Raw genomic sequence first — 19,236 nt, 5'->3', positions numbered from 1 at the left:
GTGCATTCCTTCTGGTGGTCAATTGCCCCAGTATGTGGGTTCACGTACATGACCACGCAGTACACGAGGGGTACACCCGATGCTCTCCACCACGTCCGCTCAGTGTCCCTACGCCCCGACCGAGGACGTCGGCGCGGCGGAGGCCCGTGCCAGCAGGGCGGAGAGCAACGGGGGCAAGCCGACCCTGAACTTCGAGAAGAACACCCCCTACGTCGACTACGCGGGGATCGACACCCTGCTGAGCCTCCAGAACCCGCGCACCAAGGAGCCCGCCGAGTCGGCCTTCATCATCGGCACCCAGGTGATGGAGCTCCTGTTCTCGCTCGTCCAGGAGCGCTGGGAGGCGGCCCGGGAGGCCCTGGAGGTCGACGACGTGCCCGGCGCCGTCGCCTGGCTGCGCAGCGCCTGCAACGCCCAGGACGTGCTCAACAGCACCTGGGGCCTGTTCGGCGACATGACGCCCACCCAGTTCAACCGCTTCCGTGACTCCTTCGGGGAGGCCTCCGGATTCCAGTCCTACAGCTACCGCAAACTGGAGTTCCTCCTCGGTCACAAGTCCGCCGCCATGATCCGCCCGCACAAGGCCATGAGCGGGGTCGTCGACGACCTCACCGCCCTGATCGAGCGCCCCAGCCTGTACGACGCCGCCCTGCGCCTGCTGCACCGGCGGGGCCTGCCCGTCCCGGACGCCTCCGCCGAGCGAGACTGGACCGAGGACTACGAGCCCTCCGCCGAGGTCGAGGCCGCCTGGATCGAGGTCTACGCCGACGACCGCCCCGGGAACGACCTGTACCTGTTGGCCGAGGCCCTGGTCGACGTCGCCGAGCGGGTGACACGATGGCGTCAGCTCCACCTGGTCGCGGTCAAGCGCACGATGGGCGGCAAGCCCGGCAGCGGCGGCTCCAACGGGCTCAACTGGCTGGCCCGCAACGCCGAGAAGGACGTCTTCCCGGAACTGTGGTCCCTGCGTAGCACCATCTAGACCAGGAGACCCCGGTCGGGCCGCTGAGGCGGACCGGCCGGGGTCCACCACGGCCTCCACCCAGCCCCGGCAAGGAAGCAGGACCCGATGACGCCCACCACTCGTGAGGAGTGCGCCGCACTGGACGCGGCCGACCCCCTCGCCCCCCTCCGCGAGGAGTTCGTCCTTCCCGAGGGGGTGATCTACCTCGACGGCAACTCGCTGGGCGCACTGCCCCGCTCCACCCCCGCCCGTGTCGCCGACATGATCGAGCGCGAGTGGGGGCAGAACCTCATTCGCAGCTGGAACGACGCGGGCTGGTGGGACAAGCCGCGCACCCTGGGTGCCAAGGTCGCCCCGCTGGTCGGTGCGGCCGCCGACGAGGTGGTCGTCGGCGACGGTGCCTCCGCCAACCTCTTCAAGACCCTGGTCACGGCCCTGCGTCTGTCCGACCGCACGGTGGTGCTGGGCGAGGCGGGCAACTTTCCGACCGACCTGTACGTCGCCGAGGGCGCGGTCGGCCTGGCCGGAGCCGAGCAGCGTCGCGTGGACCCCGACGGCCCGGAGCTGGCCGAGGCCCTGGCGCGCGGTGACGTGGCCGTCCTGCTGCTGAGCCACGTGGACTACCGCAGCGGGGTCCTGCGCGACATGGCCGGGATGACCCGCCTCGCGCACGAGCACGGAGCACTGGTGATCTGGGACCTGTGCCACAGCGTGGGCGCGGTGCCCATCGACCTCTCCGGGAACGACGTGGACTTCGCGGTGGGGTGCACGTACAAGTACCTCAACGCCGGTCCGGGCGCCCCCGCGTTCCTGTACGCGGCCCGCCGCCACCACGCCGCCTCCGACCAGCCGCTCAGCGGATGGCACGGCCACGCGCGGCCCTTCGACTTCGACCCCGACTACGAACCGGCCCCGGGGGTCTCGCGCTTCCTCAGCGGCTCGCAGCCCCTGGTGGCCGACGCCGCCCTGGAAGCGGGCCTGGACGTGTGGGCCAAGGCCGACCTCGCCCAGGTCCGGGCCAAGAGCCTGGCCATGACCGACCTGTTCCTGGCCAGGGCCGCCTCGGTGGGGCTGGCGTCGATCACCCCGTCCGAGCACGACCGGCGCGGTAGCCAGGTCTCCCTCGTCCAGCCGGAGGAGGGGGCCGGCTACCCGATCGTCCAGGCGCTGATCGAGCGCGGTGTGATCGGGGACTTCCGGGCCCCCGACGTCATGCGCTTCGGGTTCACCCCGCTCTACCTGCGCTATGTGGACGTCCACGACGCCGCCACCGCGCTGGTGGAGGTCGTGGAGTCCGGGGAGTGGCGTGCCGAGCGGTTCAACCGCAGGTCACAGGTCACCTGACCCGATCCGTACTCCCCGGTGGGACAACCCGCCGGGGAGTTCTTTGTGCTCACCGGCCCCAGGAAGCGTTCCGGTGACCCCTCCAGTGCCCGGATGACGCGGCCTTTGCCTCGGTGTGCCCCCTGTGTGCCGTCCCCACCGGGCCTCCGGTCCGCGCCTTCGCGGTCCGGTCCTTCGTGACCTTTCGGCTGGTCCGTGGCCCTTCGGGCGGTTCTGAGGCGACCCATCTGCGTTCGTTCTGGTTTATGACGAGCGCCACTCGCGAGCCCGCCTGCTGTCCCCGGTCGGGCCCGCGAACCCCTGCTGTCAGGGCGATCCCGTGACCTGCGGGTTCTTAGCCAGTGACGTCGTTGCGTGTTCTGCAAAACACGCCGCGTCATTTTACTCGCGATCCTTCGGCACTTTGCCAAACCCTGGGTTAGTGTCCTTCGTGACCGGTTCGTTATGGACCTTTAGCGATCCGGTGCCGAGCCCTTGACCGGCCTGCGAGCCGAAAGGGAATCGAGACCTCTTCATTTCTCTCGGGAACGAGCAGCGCGAATCCACGCGCAGCTGTCCGGCGGAGCCGATCCGGCCCCCCGTTCCCACCCCGCCACTCGCCGCCAGCGACGCGGGGCGTGCCATGACACGACACTCGTCCGGAACACGGACCCCTTTACGTCCGCGTGCCCCGACACGTCATGGCCCGGTCTTCTCGGCTTCTGTCGTCAACCTGGCTATCACTTCATGAGCAACGACACTCCCATTCAGTACGGCGAAGTCACCGCGACCTATTTCTGGGACGACGGTTCCGGCATCAACGGAGACACCGGGATGCCCGCCGGTGGTGAACCCATGCAGAAGGGGCTGTTCTCCAGCCCCAGCTGGCCGCTGGGCACCGAGGGATTCATCGTCTACGAGGGTGAAGAGTACGAGTTCTTCATCGGTGACCGCGGTCCCGGTATCCCCTCCGAGAACTGCGACGTTCTCCTGGACATCGACGGCGAGACCTTCGCCGACATGATGGGCGAGAGCTTCGACAAGGACTCCCTCGTCGTCAGCGGTGGCAACGGCCACGCTGAGGTCGAGTACTTCATCACCGAGTGGGGCGACGGTAACGGGACCGAAGGTGCTCCCCACCCGTTCAACCAGTCCGGCAACAAGTGCGAGAACGCGGTCTCCGACGTCCCGGCCGAGTACCTCCCCGAGGAGGAGACGGCCGAGGAGGAGCAGGCCGAGGAGCAGGCCGCCAAGGAGGACACCTCCGACGAGGCCTCCGAGGAGACCGCCAAGGAGGAGGAGCAGCAGGACGACGCTCCCGCCGCCGCCGAGCAGGAGGACGAGGACACCGGCGTGACCGCCGAGACCGCGGCCAACGACCTGACCGGCTTCGGGCTGACGGGCGCCGAGGGCACCCCCTCCGCCGCCGGTCTGCTGAGCCTGGCGATCATCCCCGCGATCCTCATCGCGCTGTTCTTCGCCTGGACCCGCCGTCCCTCCGGTGCCCACGCCGGTGCCGAGGACGAGGGCGACAAGGGTCTGATGGCCGAGAGCAACGGTCGTCACGGCATCGCCACGCTGTTCGACAAGCTGCTCGGGCGCTAGTCCCGGCAGTTCCGCGACAACCCCCGGACCCACCCCGGTCATCCGTGACCTCGGGAGTCCGCTAGGCCAGGTGTTCCTCCTGGCGGGGGGAAACAATGAGACTCCCGTAGGGCGCAGACCCTGGGGGTGTGGGTAGGCCAGGGGCCGCGATCGTCGATCGCGGCCCCTGCGCTGTGTGCGCCCGCCGGGGCCGAGCGGTCAGAGCCCTCCCTGCGACAGCCGCGGTGCTCCACGCGTCCGGTCGACCGCCGCACCGCGGTCGCCCGCACGGTGGTCAGGTCAGCGGTCCTCCGGTCGCCTTTGACGCGGAGGGCCCGCCCGACCCGTGGACACGGCGGCGCGTGGCCGCGTGCCCTCACTCGCGCCGTGACCCACCAGGACGGAGCCCGACCCGCCTCGTTTCCGGCGGCGCCGTTGCCGCCCGCGGGTGCGGAGCCGCCCTGTGCGCCCGACACGGTGGTCAGTGTGGAGCCGGTCCCCATGAGGCCGGTCTCTCGGGCGTCCGGTTCCGAGGAGGAGCCGGACGACACCGATCATCGGAGCGCTTCATGTCTTGAATATGAGGCGAATCACCCCATATTGTCGATGCTCCCGGGCGGATGCTGGACGAACTGCTCGGTAGGACGCCTTCCACCACAGTTCATCTGTTGTGTCCACGACGCGGACGGTATGAGGTAAGACAAGTGGCCGTGCAGCTGGACGACACCGACCGCCGGATCATCGCCCTCCTGCGCGACGACGGCCGCATGTCGATCCGTGCCGTCGCCGAGAGCGCGCACATCTCCCGCGCCAACGCCTACTCCCGCCTCGAACGCCTGCGCGACGAAGGTGTGATCAGGGGATTCACCGCCGTCATCGACCCCGAGAAGTACGGCACGGCGCTCTCCGCCTACGTCTCCGTACGGATCGAACAGCACTCCTGGGAGAGGTTCCGGGGCTACCTGCGCGACATCCCTGAGGTCGACCACGCCGCCCTGGTCTCCGGCGACGTCGACCTCCTGCTCCTCGTCCGGGTCGCCGACGCCGCAGCCCTGCGCACCTTCGTCCTGGAACGGCTCCAGCGCCTGCCCGAGGTGAAGAGCACCCAGACCATGTTCATCCTGGACGAACCCCACCTCCAGTAGTCGGGATGGGGTCCACTTCACCCTCCGGTGGCCCTTGGCGGACCGGCTCCACTTGGAAGAATGGACCCATGCCCGAGTACCGCGTCATCGACGCCTTCACCGACCGACCCCTCGCGGGGAACCCCGCGGCCGTCCTCGTACTGGACGACACCTACCCCGACGCGTGGGCACAGGGGATCGCCGCCGAGTTCAACCTCTCCGAGACCGCGTTCGCGCGCCGGATCGACGACCCCGACGCGGACTTCGAACTGCGCTGGTTCACCCCGGTCACCGAGATCGACCTGTGCGGCCACGCCACCCTGGCCACCGCGCACGCCCTCACCGAACTCGGAGAGCGGGGGCCGATCCGCTTCCGTACCCGCAGCGGCGTCCTCACCGTGCAGAACCGGGACGGCAGGCTCTGGATGGACTTCCCCGCCCGCCCCGCGGCCCCCGCCGACGCCCCGGACGGACTGGCCGCGGCCCTGGGCGCCGAACCCCGGTGGACCGGGATCGGCGGCAACAACGACCTCCTCGTCGAACTCGCCGACGCCGCCACCGTCCGTGCCCTGGACCCCGATCCCACCGCCATCCGGGCCCTGCCCGCCCGCATGGTGATCGCCACCGCGCCCGGTGACCGCGGATACGACACCGTGTCCCGGTGCTTCGCCCCGGCCATGGGCGTCCCGGAGGACCCGGTGACCGGGTCCGCGCACACCGTCATCGCCCCCCACTGGGCCGCGCGGTTGGGCCGTACCGAGCTCCTGGCCCGCCAGGCCTCCCGCCGCGGCGGTGACCTGCACCTGCGCCTGGACGGGGACCGCGTGCACATCGGCGGCGACGCCGTCACCGTCGCCACCGGCGACCTGAACCTGTAGAGGAGAACCCCCATGGAGCAGTGGGCCACCAGGGAAGAGATCAACGCCGCCCGCGAGCGGCTGGAGGCGGGCCACCCCGGATGGCGGCGTCCGGCGGCCTACGGGGTCGGCGTGCACCGGGACGGCCGGACGCTCTTCGGGCTGACCAACGTCGGCACGAGCCCCCTGCCCGCCATCGTGCTGGCGATCGAGTGCGGGCACACCTCGGGCACCGCCACCCACGAACTCACGCCCGCGCGCCTCACAGCGGCCGTCGACGCCCTGGCGCCCGCCGCGGCCTGCACGGAGCTCCGGCACCCCAACCTGGTTGAGTGGCGGCGGCTGCTCGCGGACGTCGAAGAGCGGGGCGGACACCTCGTGGCGGTGTTCGTGGGGGACCTGGCCGACGACCCCGTGGACCCGCACGACCGAGCGTTCCGTGCGGCTTTCGCCTGATACACACCACCCATGGGGAAGCCGATCCCGCCGAATTCCCGGATTTCCCCGTGCGGCCGTCCCGGGTCCGGTAAGAATAGTTCCACGACACCCCCCACCCCCCTCCGTGGAGGTGTCGGGACAGCGGCCCGACCGGAGCGCCCCTTGATTCCGGACGGGCCGCGTCCTCCCCGTCGGTCGGTGCTGGACCCCCTCCTGCCCGGCCGTCGCCCTCTGGTGGTCGGGCCGAGAACCCCGTACCCGGCTCGACCCCAGAGGCCCGGGAGCCCTCAGGGCACGTCGACACCGGGCCGGTCCATCATCCGGGGGAACCACGCCCCCGATCTCCGCGAGACCCCTCCCCGTTGATCCGGTCCCTGGCGGCCTGCGCCTGGGCCGTCGTGGACAGCTCGCCCGACAGCAGCCGGGATGCACCGTGCCCCCGGGAACGTCGGTGGCGCGCAGCCCACCGGGGACCAGGGCCGTCTCCTGCTGGAGGAGGTCGCCCGGGGTCTTCGTGCCGTCGTGGTCGGCCCGGGTCCGTAGGAAGGTCTCGGTATCCAGGGTTACCGGGGTGCTGTCACCGAGTGCGGGGACGGGTTCGACGCGCGGGGTCAGGAAACGAGTTCGTGGATGTGGTCGGCGGCGTTCCGGGCTCCGTCGACGCCGGCCAGACGGTGCTGGAGCTCCTCGGCTCGGGCACGCAGGCGGGGGTCGCGGAGCAGGGACTCCAGGGCTCGGCGGAGCCGTTCCCCCTCTGCCTGGTGGGGAGTGAGTCCCACGGCGTTGCCGAAGCGGACGCACTCGGCGACGTTCCAACGCTGCTCCAGCTGGAGTCCGATACCGAGGAACGGTTTCCCGGAGGCGACGGCGGTCTGCACGGTGCCCTCGCCCCCGTGGATGACCGAGGCGTCGACGAGGTCGCCGAGCCGGTGGGCGGGCAGCAGGTCGAACACGTGCACGTGGGGTCCGAGTCGCTCCTGGTCACCGGGCTCCAGGTAGCGGGCGACCGGGGCGATCACCGTGACGGGCAGCCGGGACAGTTCGCGCAGGACCCTCAGGACGATGTCGCGGTTCCCGGAACTGCCCATCGCGAAGTAGACGACCCGGCGGTCGGCCCCGCGGGCGGTCTTCACCAGGTGCTCCACCTCCGGGGGAACCTCCAGGGGCAGCCTCGCGTAGACCGGGCCCACCCAGCGGTAGTGGGGCGGGAGCCGGTAGGGGCGCAGGCAACCGGAGATCGAGGCGACCAGGTTGAGGTCCCCGTCCAGGGCCTCCACGGTTCGGCGGGGGAGTCGCACCCCGTACTCGCGGGCGACCCTGGAGAAGCCGCCGGGCTTGTGGGTGGTGTACCGGGCGGCCTCGCGAAGGAGTAGCGCCGCGCCGGTGTTGACCGCCCGGGACAGGCGGCGGTTCTCCTGGAGGAGCGGCAGGGAGTCGGCCTGGCGCAGGTGCGGCCACGAGTAGGCGAAGGGTTTGACGTAGACCAGCGGGACCCCGCTGGCGCGTGCGGAGATCATCTGGCTCAGCGTGGTGCCGATGACCGTCGCCGAGGGCCGCAGCAGCTTGTTCAGGGCCAGTTCGCTCTGGACCCGGGCCCGGACCCTCTCCGGGGTGAAGGGGTGGCTCACGCCACGGCCCTGGTCGAAGCGGATCAGCTGGTCGGCCTGTTCGTCGGTGAGCTCCGGGGAGAGCGGGTGGTACTCGAACCCCTCGTCCTCGATCAGCCCCGCGTACCGCTCGGAGTACCCGGCGAACACGCACTCGTGCCGGCCTCGGAGTCGACGTGCGACCTCGATCGCCCGTGTCGTCTCGGCGAGGTTGAAGGTTTCCGGTGCGAACAGGACCGTGCTCATGGTGCGGACTCCTCGGGAGAGGGGGCTCCCCGAAACCTAGCCGTCGGGGAGGTGCCGGGCAAAGTCCTCCCCGGGTGGGGTGGCGTGCGTCACTTCGGGTGGTCCGACGGCGTCCTGCCGCACTCCCTGCTGGGCGAGACGATGCCGAGCCCCGACGAGTTCGAGGCGATCCTCACGGACGTTCTGCCCGTACCGCCGACCTGATCCGGGCCGGAGCGCCTCGCGCCGGTGGGTCGGGGCGGGCCGCGCCAGCCCGGCCCGGACGCGGTTGTCCACAGGGTCGGAGCGGGATTCGCACAGAAGTCCTAATCTGGCGGGGGCACCAGTACGTAGCGACACCGGGGGAAGTGATGACGGAGCGACGCGGGAACGGCCAGGGGCGCCGGTACGGCGGGGGCGGCGGTGGCCGCGGCGGTGGCGGGGGCCGCAGGCCCGAACCCGAACCCATCCGAGGGGTGCGGGACGAGGCGCGCCTGTCCGAGGAACTCCTCCGGATGCAGGGCGCCTCCTACGGCCGCTACAAGTCACTCAAGGGCGACTGGGACTTCGGTGACTTCACCCTGACGGTGGAGCGGGTCCAGGCGGATCCCTTCGCGCCGCCCTCGCGCATCCGCGTCCTGCGTCCCGACGCCGGTATCCCCGCGAGCGCCTTCGCCGCCCCGGTGCGCCGCCGGGCCACCGCCGACTACCTCGGGCGGCGCGCCCGCCGTCTGCTGCGGGGGTCGCTGCTGAAGATCGACACCGGCGGCCAGGAGGTCATCGCCCGCTCCTCGTGCCAGGTCACCGAGGACGGGGCCCTCGACCTCCGGATCGGAGTGAACCTGCCCGGACACGGCCGCCGGATCGACGGTCGCACCGCCGAGCGGGAGCTGTGCCGCACCCTTCCGGGGCTGGTCGACGACCTCGACTGGGACGAGGTCGACGAGGCGGAGGCCGTGGCCTTCGCCGACAGCGTGGCCGACACCGTCGCCCTCAGGGCGGGCCTGGCCGACCGCGGCCTGGTCGCCTTCGTCGCGGACGGAGCGATCCTTCCCCGGCGCAGCGGCGTGAGCGACGAACCCATGGCGGGGGAGGGCGTGGTTCCCTTCTCCGCACCCGAGAGCCTGCGGGTGAGCGTGGACCTCCCGCACGCGGGCACGGTCACCGGGATGGGGGTACCCGAAGGCATCACCCTGATTGTGGGCGGCGGTTTCCACGGCAAGTCCACCCTGCTGCACGCCCTGGAGCGCGGTGTGTACGACCACGTTCCCGGTGACGGCCGCGAACAGGTCGTGACCAGGGAGGACGCGGTCAAGATCCGGGCGGAGGAAGGGCGCGGCGTGGAGCGGGTGGACGTCAGCCCCTTCGTGCGCAACCTGCCCACCGGCGCCGACACCCGCGACTTCCGCACCGAGAACGCCTCGGGTTCCACCTCGCAGGCCGCCAACATCTGCGAGGCGGTGGAGGCCGGGTCGCGCACCCTGCTGGTGGACGAGGACTCCACCGCCACCAACCTGATGATCCGCGACGAGCGCATGCAGGCCCTGGTCCACGGCGACCGGGAACCCCTGGTGCCGTTCGTGGACCTGGTGCGACCCCTGCACCGTGACCACCGGGTCTCCACGGTCCTGGTCATGGGTGGCAGCGGTGACTACTTCGACGTCGCCGACCAGGTGATCATGCTGGACGCCTACCACCCGCACGACGTCACCGAGAAGGCCCGCACCCTGGCACACGACCGTGTCGAAGCCGCGTTCACCCTGCCCCGGGCCCGCGTGGTCGACCCCGGGTCGGTGGACGACGACACCGCGAAGGGACGGAGCCGGATCAAGCGCCGGGACATGGACGTGCTGGTCTACGGGGAGGGCGACATCGACGTGCGCTCGGTGGAGCAGTTCGTGGACCCCGGACAGATCACCGGTGCCGGTCTGGCCCTGCGCGCCCTGGTCCGGGGTCGGCACCTGGACGGCCAAAGGACCGTGGCCGAGGCCCTGGATTCCCTGGAGGAGACCCTGGCCAAGGAGGGCGTGACCCTGCTCGGTGCGGACTTCGGCGGCGACTACGCCCTGCCGCGCAGACACGAGATCGGCGCCGTCCTCAACCGGCTGCGGACCCTGAGAGTGGTCCGCCAACGCTGACGGCGTGCGCTGCGCCCTCGGTGTCCGGTGAAGCCGGGCCTGAGCGAGTGGCGACCGGAAGCCCGGTGGGCGACCGGGCCCCGGTCGCGACCTCAGAACGCCCTGACCAGAAGGACCACCAGGATCGTGGCGCCCACGGCGGTGTCGTAGACCATGCACCACTCGGCGAGCGACCGGGAGATCACCTTCCGGGTCCACCAGTGCACGGCGTCCCAGCAGGCGCGCGCGAGCAGACCGACCGCGACCACCGCGACCGCCGCCTCGGGGGCCACGACCAGGGTGAGGAGCCCGGCGCCGCCGAACAGCGCCAGCGCCGGGGCCTGGAAGGCGAACACCCCGGGGCGGCGCAGGGGCCCGCGTACCTGGTCCGCCGCGCCAGGGCCGAGGCCGCAGCCGACCTCCTGGAGTCCACCGCCCTCTCCGTCACCGAGGTGGCCGCCCGCTGCGGCTTCGGTTCCGCCGAGACCCTCCGCCAGGTCTTCGTCGACTTCTACGCGATCCCGCCCTCGCGGTTCCGGGCCGTCCACCGCCGCCTCTGACCCCCGCGGCCGGACGTGTGGGCGTCGTCACCTCCGGGGCCACGGGGTCCGGTCGCACCCGCCCCGGGTCGGTATTGTGGAAAAGCAGGGCACAGCGACCCCGTCACGGGTCCCCTCGGAACCCTCCGGCAGGTCGGCACGGGTGCGTCGCGGCCCCTGCGATCCCGACCAGTTTTGGAGACGAGAACCCGGTGCGCGACCCCGCAGAACTGTACGAACTCCACCCCGGCTTCGACGACGTCACCGGGCTGGTGATGCTCGTCTGTCTGGACGGCTTCGTCGACGCCGGAAACGCTGGCAGCCAGTTGTCCGAGTCGCTGTTCGAGCGGTTCACCGCCGAGCAGGTCGTGACGTTCGACGTCGACCGCCTGGTGGACTACCGCCGCCGCCGACCACAGATGACCTTCGTCGAGAACGTGTGGACCGACTACACACCGCCCAAGCTGGCGCTGTACCGGATGCGCGACGCCGAGGGCCACCCCTTCCTCGTCCTGCACGGCCCCGAGCCGGACGGCGAGTGGGAGGCCTTCACCGCGGCCGTGTCCAGCCTCGTGGAACGGTTCTCCGTCTCGCTCTCCATCAGTGTCCACGGCATCCCCATGGCGGTGCCGCACACCCGGCCGGTGACGGTCACCCCGCACTCCACCCGTCCCGAGCTGATCGAGGGACACACCCCGTGGATCGGCCGGGTCGAGGTGCCCGCCAGCGCGTCCGCGCTGCTGGAGTACCGCCTCGGGGAGAACGACCACGACTTCGTGGGCTACGCCATCCACGTGCCCAGCTACCTGGCCCAGTCCACCTACCCCCGGGCGGCCATCGCCGCCCTGGAGTACGTGGCCGGGGCGACCGGTCTCGCCCTGCCCAGCGAGGAGCTGGAGGAGGTGGCCGCCTCCACCGACGTGGAGATCGCCGAGCAGGTCGCGGCCTCCGAGGAGGTCCAGCGCGTGGTGGCCAACCTGGAACGCCAGTACGACGACATCATGTCCTCGCGCTCTGAGGAGGGCGGCGGGCCGGTCCCGCTGTCCGACGACGGCACGGGGCTGCCCACCGCCGACGAACTCGGCGCGGAACTCGAACGCTTCCTCGCCGAACGCGAGGGAGACGGAAACGGATGACCGTGTTCTACCAGATCCTCTTCAGCTCGGTCCTGCGCCACATGGACGCGGAGACGGTGCACAAGCTGAGCTTCGCCGCCTTGCGCGGCGTCACCGCGGTCCCCGGCGTGGCCGAGACCATGGGCAGGGTCCTGGGCCCGCGCGAACCCGAGCTGACCGTGCACGCCTTCGGCCGTGAGTTCCCCGGCCCGCTGGGCATGGCCGCCGGATTCGACAAGAACGCCGAGAGCCCGCGCGGCCTGGCGGCCCTGGGTTTCGGCTACGTCGAGGTGGGCACCGTGACCGCCCACCCCCAGCCCGGGAACCCCAAGCCGCGGCTGTTCCGTCTGGTGGCCGACCGCGCCATCGTGAACCGCATGGGCTTCAACAACGAGGGCTCCGCACTGGTGGCCGAACGCCTGCACCACCAGCGCCGCGGGCCCGTGCTCGGGATCAACATCGGCAAGACCAAGGTCACGCCCGAGGCCGACGCGCCCGCCGACTACGCCCTCAGCGCGCTGCGGCTGGCGCCCTTCGCCGACTACATGGTCATCAACGTCAGCTCGCCCAACACGCCGGGCCTGCGTAACCTCCAGGGCGTGGAGCAGCTGCTCCCCCTGGTCAACGCCGTGCGCGCGTCCCTGGCCGAGGCGGGACGCCCCGAGCTGCCGCTGCTGGTGAAGATCGCTCCGGACCTGGCGGACGAGGACGTCGACGCCGTCGCCGACCTCGCGCTCGCCGAGGGCCTGGACGGGATCATCGCCACCAACACCACGATCTCCCGCGCCGGGCTGGACACCCCGGAGACCGAGGTCGAGGCCGCCGGAGCCGGAGGCCTGTCGGGCGCCCCGCTCAAGGAGCGCTCCCTGGAGGTCCTGCGCCGTCTGCGCTCCCGTGTGGGTGACCGGGTCACCCTGGTCGCGGTCGGCGGCATCGAGACCCCCGAGGACGCCTGGGCCCGCATCCGCGCGGGCGCCACCCTGGTCCAGGGGTACACCGGGCTGATCTACGGTGGTCCGCTGTGGCCCCGCCGCATCCACCGGGGCCTGGTCCGTCTGGTCCGCGCCGCCGGCTACCGGTCCGTCCAGGAGGCCGTGGGCTCGGACGCCCCGGCCCCCGCGCTCACGGTGGTCAGGCAGACCCCCGAGGCGAGCTGACCGACGACGCGGGCGGCCGGTGGGAACCCCCACCGGCCGCCCGCTGGCGTTCGCGGAACCGCCCCTACCAGTCGCCGTCCCAGTCGGGCGGGTAGACGTTGCCGGGTTCGGTGCCGCCGAGGGCCTGACCACTGGTCACGAACACGTAGTCCCTCTCGCGCAGCCGCTCGATGATCTCCGGGACCGCCGCCAGTGTGGCGGGCTGGGGGTCGTGCAGCAGCACCACCGCGCCCGGCTCGATCCCGGCCACCACGTTCTCCACGATCTCGTCCGGAGCGTGACCCTCCCAGTCCCGGCTGTCCACCGTCCACGCGACCTCCGCCATGTCCTGGGCGGCGATCTCCGCGTGCACGTCGTCATTGGTGGCGCCGAAGGGCGGCCGGAACCGCTCCACCGTGAACCCGGTCTGCCGCCGGACCATCGCGCTCACAGCCGCCGTCTGCGCGGCCAGGTGCTCGGGGTCCATCTTGTTCATGTGCTCGTGTTCGTCGCCGTGGCTGGCGATCTCGTGCCCCTCCGCGTAGGCGCGTCGCAGCACGCTCGGCCGGGTCAGGGTCGGGCCGCCGTTGAGGAAGAAGGAAGCGGTCACCTCCTCCTCGGCGAGGATGTCCAGCAGGTGCGGAGTGGCCTCCACCGGGCCGTCGTCGAAGGTCAGGGCCACGCACCTGGTCCCGTCGTCGCGGCAGTCCACCTCGGGGTCGCCGGCGGTGACCACCCCGGGCGGCGGTCCGTCAGCGTCGTCTCCGGACGCGGGCGGGGGCAGGTCGAGGTCGGGCTCCGCCACCTGGGAGGCTTCCCTGGCGCGCTCGCCCAGGCCCGACAGCAGGGGCTCGGACACCTCGTGCCCGACCACCACGGTTCTACGCCCGGGGGAGCTGTCGGGGACGTGTCCGTCGACGATCGGTGACAGATGCCCGTCGTCGAACTCCACCACGAGGTCCCCCGACGCGTTGAACCCGATCGAGTCGTAGGTCCGCAGCACCGGGTGCAGCGCGTCGGGGTCCACGTCCTCGTCGTCGGCCAGGTCCTCGCGCGCGATGGCATTGAGCTCGGCCAGCTCCTCCTGCCCGCGCAGGAGCTGGGTGGAGTAGGAGACCGTGCGGTCGCGGGCGTCGTACCAGTACGTCGAGTAGCCCTGCCGCAGCCCGTGCATGTCCTCCTCGGTGCGGACGAGCCGGACCCCGAGGACGCCGTCCCCGGCGGCGACCAGCTCCCAGCCGATGTCCAGGCTCACCGGATCGCGGGTTCCGGCGCGAAAGTCCCGGACCTCCTGGTCCACCCGAGCGGCGAGATCCTCCGCGAAGGCCTCGGCGCCCTCGAACTCCGGGTAGGCGACGCTGACCTCCACCCCCTCCGGCTCGTGGGGATGGCCGGTGAAGTCCCCGGAGTCGCCGCGCCACTCACCGAGACCGTCCCCGACCTCGTCGGCCAGCACGGTGAGCCGTTGGGGATCGCCCGCGCCCACGCTCACGGCACCGTTCTCACAGGCGGCCAGCGGGAGGGCAAGCAACACCAGCGCGGTCCCCGGCCAGAACGGGTGCCCCCGGCCCGGTCGGGGCGGGGGAACGGCCCGGCCCGGTCCAACTCTCCTCGAAGCCAAAACCCGACTCCCTCGTCCCTCTAGGGGGTGCTCTCACGGTCGCTGGGAGCAACATAGGGGAGAACACCACGGCCCCCGGGCCGGTGTCCACATGTGGACACCGGCCCGGGGGCCGGGACGCTGGTCGGGCGGGTCGGGCTACTCCGAGCCGTCCGGGGCGCCCTCCTCGGACTCCTCCTCGGGGAGGCCGTCGACGTAGGTGCGGCCCGGCTCCGCGGTGCCGAGCAGCTGCGAGACCGTGACCATGCTGTATCCGCGTTCGTCCAGCTCACGGATGATGTCGATCGACGCGTCGATCGTCGTGGGGTGGATGTCGTGCATCAGGATGATCGCGCCGTGCTCCGCGTCGCCCAGCGCGCGCTTGCGCACCACGCTGGCCTTGCGGTCCCGCCAGTCGTTGGTGTCCGCGCTCCACAGGATCTGCGCCAGCCCGAGCTCCGCCGTGACCTCGGCGACCTGGCCGTCGGTGGCCCCGTAGGGCGGCCGCATCAGGTCCATCGTGTACCCGGTCTCCCGGTACACCAGGGCCTGCGTCGCCTCCAGGTTCTTGCGGGCCGCGCCCTTCGAGAGCTCGGTCAGGTTGGGGTGGTCCAGCGTGTGGTTGGCCACCTCGTGGCCCTCGGCGTAGGTGCGCCGCACCACCCACGGGTGCTCGACGACCGGGAGGCCGGTGACGAAGAAGGTGGCCTTGGCGTCGTGCGCGGCCAGGGCGTCCAACAGTTCGGGGGTGCCCCCGCCGGGACCGTCGTCGTAGGTGAGGGCGACACACTTGGCGGCCGGGTCGGAGCAGTCGACGGAGTCGTCACGCGGGGACAGCACACCCGGAGCGGCCTGGGAGGACGAGCCGTCCTTCTCGGCCTCGGGTGCGTCCGAGACCGTGAACTCGCGCACGCCCGTGGTCGCGGCCTCGCGCACCCGGAGCCCGAGGTCGGAGAGCAGCGACTCGGCCTCGTCCCGGGGCAGCACCGCGTGCACGCGGCCCGCGCTGACGGGGGCGACCTGTCCGGCGTCGAACTCCACCACGAGGTCGCCGTCCGGGTTGAAGCCCACCGAGTCGTACAGCGCGCTGATCGGATACAGGGCCGAGGGCGCGGCGTCGGTGTCGGACACCGCCTCGCGGACCCGCTCGTTGAGCTCGGCCAGCTCCGCCTGTCCGGCGAGGAGGTGGCTGGAGCCGTGCACCGCGCCCGTGTCGACCTCGTACCAGTAGGTGCTGTGGCCCTCCCGGGTCTCCTCGGAGTCCGTCTCGGTGGTGGTCATCCGCACACCGACGATCCCGTCCTCGGCCGCGGTCAGCCCCCACTCACCGAGGAACGCGCGCGCCCCGGGGTTGGCCGCCTCGAACGCGTGGACCTGGGCGGTCAGGGTGCGGTCCAGGAAGTCGGACAGCGGACCGGCGTTCGGGATGGACGGGTAGGTGACGGAGACGTCCGCCCCACCCTCATAGGCGAGAGTGACCTCCTCCGTTCCGGGAACCGCGTCGGGGGAGACCGTGGTCAGTTGGTCGAATTCGCCTGTGGCCGGGAGCCGATCCCCGTCCTCGGCCGACTGAGCGCCGTCGCTGTCCGCCAGAGCACTGTCCTCCAACAGGCCGGGTGGTCGGGACGCCGACAGCACCAGCCCCAGAAGGACGACCATCGCGATCGCGACCGTGAGGAGGGGCTGGTCGGGAGCCATGGTCTGCCGGTCTTGCTGCTTCACCTGGGGTTCTCCACGTTCATCGTCAGACGAACGTTCGTGGGGGAGGAGGGGGAGCGCTCCCCCACGTAACGCTGATTGTCGGTTCTGATGCCGGGGTCCCGGCGCGGGTTCACGCCGAGTGGGCAAGGGCCACGCCGAGTGCATGGGCGGAGGGGGCGCTCCCTATACTTGCACCCGTGGAAGGTACACGCTCCACCCTTGGTCACCCCGGAACCCCTCCGGGGCGGGCGTTGCGTGTCGAAAGAGGGAACCCGGTGCGAGTCCGGGACTGCCCCGCAGCGGTGAGTGGGAACGAACGTCGTCATAAGCACTGGTGATCCGACCGGAAAAGTCGGAAACCGGGAAGCGGCGACCAGTAGGAGGCCCGGCGGTAGCGCCGGAGGAGCCCACGAGTCCGAAGACCTGCCTCCGCCCGGCGGCGCGCCCGCGCCGTCGGTGGTCCCGTGCCCCGAGGGAGGGCCGAGGGCGGAGACAGCCATGCGCCGCGAGGCGTTCCTCGGTGTGTCCGCGTCCTCGCTCGCCTCGCGGCCGGTACCCGGCTTTCGACGAGGGAGAGAAGCTCCATGCCCAGCACCCCGGCCTCCGGGCCGTCCGTGCGTTCCACCGTGCACGGGTACCCGCGCATCGGCCCCGACCGCGAACTCAAGCGTGCCAGTGAGTCCTACTGGAAGGGCGACACCACCGCCGCCGAGCTCGACACCGTCGCCTCCGAACTCCGCCTGGGCGTCTACGCCCAGCTGCGGGAGGCCGGCGTGGACGACCTGCCGTCCAACACCTTCTCCTTCTACGACCAGGTCCTGGACACAGCGGTCCTGTTCGACCTCGTTCCCGCCCGCTTCTCCTCCCCGGCCCAGGCCGAGGAGCGGGACGAGCAGCTGCGCCGCTACTTCGCGCTCGCCCGGGGCGAGCAGGGCGCCCCGCCCCTGGAGATGACCAAGTGGTTCGACACCAACTACCACTACCTCGTCCCGGAGCTCTCTCCCAGCACCCGGCCGCGCCTGGTCGGTGACAAGCCCGTCACCGAGTTCCGCGAGGCCTCCGAGGCCGGTTTCCAGACCCGCCCCGTGCTGGTCGGACCGCTGACCTTCCTCCTGCTGGCCAAGGCCGCCGACGACGCTCCCGAGGGCTGGGAGCCCATCGAGCTCCTCGACCAGCTCCTGGACGCCTACGCCCGGCTCCTGGCCGACCTCAGGGCCGCGGGGGCCTCCGAGGTCCAGCTCGACGAGCCGATCCTGGCCACCGACGAGGGCCGCGCCGCCGTCGGCCACCTGGAGCGCGTCTACCAGCGCCTGGGCGCCCTCACCGACCGTCCCTCCCTCCTCGTCTCCACCTACTTCGGCTCCATCGGCGCCGCCGCCCTGCGCGTGCTCAAGGACTCCCCGGTGGAGGCCGTCGGCCTCGACCTCGTCACCGACTCCGAGGGCGTCGAGGACCTGGCCGCCGTCTCCGGCCTGGGCTCCACCCGCCTGGTCGCCGGCGTCGTCGACGGCCGCAACGTGTGGCGCACGGACCTGCCCGCCGCCGTGGCGGAACTGGGCACCCTGCTCGCCCTCACCGACGAGCTGACCGTGAGCACCTCCTGCTCGCTGCTGCACGTGCCGATCGACCTGGACGCCGAGACCTCGCTCGCCCCCGAGCTGCGCGCGGCCCTGGCCTTCGCCAAGCAGAAGGCGGCGGAGGTGGCCCTGCTCGGCCGGGTCCTCACCGAGGGCGAGGACGCCGGGTTCGACGCGGCTGCCGCCGGGAACCCGTCGTTCACCGACGCCCGTGTGCGCGCCCGCCTGGACGCCCTGGGCCAGGACGCCTACGAGCGTCCCGAGGACCGCGGCGCTCCCACCGACGTCACGCTCACCACGACCACCATCGGCTCCTTCCCGCAGACCGCCGAGCTGCGCCGCGCCCGCGCCGCGCACCGCAGGGGCGAGCTGGCCACGGAGGAGTACGAGCGCACCCTGCGTTCGGAGATCGACCGCGTCATCGCGCTCCAGGAGGAGATCGGCCTGGACGTCCTCGTCCACGGCGAGCCCGAGCGCAACGACATGGTCCAGTACTTCGCCGAGCAGCTGGAGGGCTACGCGACCACCGAACGCGGCTGGGTGCAGTCCTACGGTTCGCGCTGCGTGCGTCCCCCGATCCTGTTCGGCGACGTCTCGCGCCCCGAGCCGATGACGGTCGAGTGGATCACCTACGCGCAGTCGCGCACCGACAAGCCGGTCAAGGGCATGCTGACCGGGCCGGTCACCATGCTCGCCTGGTCGTTCGTCCGCACCGACCAGCCGCTGGGCGAGACCGCCCGCCAGGTGGGCCTGGCCCTGCGGGACGAGGTCGCGGACCTGGAGCGGGCGGGCATCCGCCACATCCAGGTGGACGAGGCCGCCCTGCGTGAGCTGCTGCCCCTGCGCGAGGAGCAGCGCCAGGCCTACCTCGACTGGGCGGTGAACTCCTTCCGCCTGGCCACGTCGGGGGTGGCGGCGAGCACCACCATCCACACGCACATGTGCTACTCGGAGTTCAACCAGATCGTCGGTGGCATCGAGGCGCTGGACGCCGACGTCACCAGCGTCGAGGCGGCCCGTTCGCGCATGGAGCTCGTGGAGGCCCTGGGCCAGCGCGGCTACAAGCGGGGCATCGGCCCGGGCGTATACGACATCCACTCGCCCCGGGTGCCCTCGGTCGAGGAGATCGAGACCTCGCTGCGGCTCGCGGCCACGCACGTGGACGCCGGGAACCTGTGGGTCAACCCGGACTGCGGTCTGAAGACCCGCGGCTACGCGGAGGCCGAGCAGGCGCTTCGCAACATGGTCGAGGCGGCCCGCCGGGTCCGCGCCGACCTTCCCTAGCGGGGACCGAACGCACGGAAGGGGGCCGCGGCGTCGCCGCGGCCC

Annotated in this window: 14 protein-coding genes and 1 riboswitch; of the genes, 11 read left to right on the top strand and 3 right to left on the bottom strand. The window is 71.6% G+C overall.

Annotated features, from left to right (window positions below; translation table 11 throughout):
• Window positions 1-79 precede the first annotated feature (79 nt).
• From BDW27_RS00475 to BDW27_RS00450, 6 genes are all read left to right on the top strand, one after another.
• Window positions 80-982 carry a tryptophan 2,3-dioxygenase gene (locus BDW27_RS00475; RefSeq protein ID WP_017546223.1) on the top strand — a complete coding sequence of 301 codons (903 nt, stop codon included), beginning with the start codon at window positions 80-82 and terminating at the stop codon, window positions 980-982.
• A gap of 87 nt (window positions 983-1,069) precedes the next feature.
• Window positions 1,070-2,308 (top strand): kynureninase, encoded by a 1,239-nt coding sequence (kynU, locus tag BDW27_RS00470; protein ID WP_110047780.1) that lies wholly within the window; start codon window positions 1,070-1,072, stop codon window positions 2,306-2,308.
• A 726-nt stretch (window positions 2,309-3,034) separates the two neighbouring features.
• A complete protein-coding gene (locus tag BDW27_RS00465) occupies window positions 3,035-3,892 on the top strand; it encodes a hypothetical protein (protein ID WP_017546221.1) in 858 nt (285 codons plus the stop codon).
• 683 nt (window positions 3,893-4,575) lie between these two features.
• A complete protein-coding gene (locus BDW27_RS00460) occupies window positions 4,576-5,016 on the top strand; it encodes an Lrp/AsnC family transcriptional regulator (protein WP_017546220.1) in 441 nt (146 codons plus the stop codon).
• Between the two features lie 68 nt (window positions 5,017-5,084).
• Window positions 5,085-5,873 carry a PhzF family phenazine biosynthesis protein gene (locus BDW27_RS00455; RefSeq protein WP_017546219.1) on the top strand — a complete coding sequence of 263 codons (789 nt, stop codon included), beginning with the start codon at window positions 5,085-5,087 and terminating at the stop codon, window positions 5,871-5,873.
• Between the two features lie 12 nt (window positions 5,874-5,885).
• Window positions 5,886-6,308, top strand: a complete 423-nt coding sequence (locus tag BDW27_RS00450) for a hypothetical protein (RefSeq protein ID WP_110047779.1) — start codon at window positions 5,886-5,888, stop codon at window positions 6,306-6,308.
• Window positions 6,309-6,901: 593 nt separating this feature from the next.
• Here BDW27_RS00450 and BDW27_RS00445 read toward each other — a convergent pair.
• Window positions 6,902-8,143 (bottom strand): glycosyltransferase, encoded by a 1,242-nt coding sequence (locus tag BDW27_RS00445; RefSeq protein ID WP_110047778.1) that lies wholly within the window; start codon window positions 8,141-8,143, stop codon window positions 6,902-6,904.
• A 350-nt stretch (window positions 8,144-8,493) separates the two neighbouring features.
• On the opposite strand from BDW27_RS00445, the gene BDW27_RS00440 reads away from it, so the two are divergent.
• The 4 genes from BDW27_RS00440 (at window position 8,494) to BDW27_RS00425 (ending at window position 13,050) form a co-directional block, all read left to right on the top strand.
• Window positions 8,494-10,260 (top strand): ABC-ATPase domain-containing protein, encoded by a 1,767-nt coding sequence (locus BDW27_RS00440; RefSeq protein WP_110047777.1) that lies wholly within the window; start codon window positions 8,494-8,496, stop codon window positions 10,258-10,260.
• 200 nt (window positions 10,261-10,460) lie between these two features.
• Window positions 10,461-10,799, top strand: coding sequence for a helix-turn-helix domain-containing protein (locus BDW27_RS27635; RefSeq protein ID WP_233515573.1), 339 nt, complete (start codon window positions 10,461-10,463; stop codon window positions 10,797-10,799).
• 191 nt (window positions 10,800-10,990) lie between these two features.
• Window positions 10,991-11,914, top strand: coding sequence for a proteasome assembly chaperone family protein (locus tag BDW27_RS00430; RefSeq protein WP_017546211.1), 924 nt, complete (start codon window positions 10,991-10,993; stop codon window positions 11,912-11,914).
• Complete coding sequence (locus tag BDW27_RS00425; RefSeq protein WP_017546210.1) at window positions 11,911-13,050, top strand: quinone-dependent dihydroorotate dehydrogenase; 1,140 nt, start codon at window positions 11,911-11,913, stop codon at window positions 13,048-13,050. The genes BDW27_RS00430 and BDW27_RS00425 overlap by 4 nt, the downstream gene beginning before the upstream one ends.
• A gap of 64 nt (window positions 13,051-13,114) precedes the next feature.
• On the opposite strand, the gene BDW27_RS00420 is transcribed toward BDW27_RS00425, so the two are convergent.
• The gene (locus BDW27_RS00420; RefSeq protein WP_370446397.1) at window positions 13,115-14,650 is read right to left on the bottom strand and encodes a polysaccharide deacetylase family protein; all 1,536 of its coding nucleotides are present in this window, start codon (window positions 14,648-14,650) and stop codon (window positions 13,115-13,117) included.
• A gap of 138 nt (window positions 14,651-14,788) precedes the next feature.
• Window positions 14,789-16,327: a polysaccharide deacetylase family protein gene (locus BDW27_RS00415; protein ID WP_110047775.1), complete on the bottom strand. Its 1,539-nt coding sequence runs from the start codon at window positions 16,325-16,327 to the stop codon at window positions 14,789-14,791.
• A 249-nt stretch (window positions 16,328-16,576) separates the two neighbouring features.
• Window positions 16,577-16,759, top strand: a riboswitch (cobalamin riboswitch).
• 155 nt (window positions 16,760-16,914) lie between these two features.
• On the opposite strand from BDW27_RS00415, the gene metE reads away from it, so the two are divergent.
• Window positions 16,915-19,191, top strand: coding sequence for a 5-methyltetrahydropteroyltriglutamate--homocysteine S-methyltransferase (gene metE / locus BDW27_RS00410; RefSeq protein ID WP_110047774.1), 2,277 nt, complete (start codon window positions 16,915-16,917; stop codon window positions 19,189-19,191).
• Window positions 19,192-19,236 lie beyond the last annotated feature (45 nt).

The organism is Nocardiopsis sp. L17-MgMaSL7, from assembly GCF_003182025.1.
Classification (GTDB): Bacteria; Actinomycetota; Actinomycetes; order Streptosporangiales; family Streptosporangiaceae; genus Nocardiopsis; species Nocardiopsis prasina.
This window is presented reverse-complemented; position numbering and strand designations above follow the sequence as displayed.

What these genes read in the sequence shown, in the direction of transcription:
- BDW27_RS00475 (WP_017546223.1), top strand. Translation starts at nt 80, where the DNA reads ATGCTCTCCACCACGTCCGCTCAGTGTCCCTACGCCCCGACCGAGGAC.
- kynU (WP_110047780.1), top strand. Translation starts at nt 1,070, where the DNA reads ATGACGCCCACCACTCGTGAGGAGTGCGCCGCACTGGACGCGGCCGAC.
- BDW27_RS00465 (WP_017546221.1), top strand. Translation starts at nt 3,035, where the DNA reads ATGAGCAACGACACTCCCATTCAGTACGGCGAAGTCACCGCGACCTAT.
- BDW27_RS00455 (WP_017546219.1), top strand. Translation starts at nt 5,085, where the DNA reads ATGCCCGAGTACCGCGTCATCGACGCCTTCACCGACCGACCCCTCGCG.
- BDW27_RS00450 (WP_110047779.1), top strand. Translation starts at nt 5,886, where the DNA reads ATGGAGCAGTGGGCCACCAGGGAAGAGATCAACGCCGCCCGCGAGCGG.
- BDW27_RS00445 (WP_110047778.1), bottom strand. Translation starts at nt 8,143, where the DNA reads ATGAGCACGGTCCTGTTCGCACCGGAAACCTTCAACCTCGCCGAGACG.
- BDW27_RS00440 (WP_110047777.1), top strand. Translation starts at nt 8,494, where the DNA reads ATGACGGAGCGACGCGGGAACGGCCAGGGGCGCCGGTACGGCGGGGGC.
- BDW27_RS00425 (WP_017546210.1), top strand. Translation starts at nt 11,911, where the DNA reads ATGACCGTGTTCTACCAGATCCTCTTCAGCTCGGTCCTGCGCCACATG.
- BDW27_RS00415 (WP_110047775.1), bottom strand. Translation starts at nt 16,327, where the DNA reads ATGGCTCCCGACCAGCCCCTCCTCACGGTCGCGATCGCGATGGTCGTC.
- metE (WP_110047774.1), top strand. Translation starts at nt 16,915, where the DNA reads ATGCCCAGCACCCCGGCCTCCGGGCCGTCCGTGCGTTCCACCGTGCAC.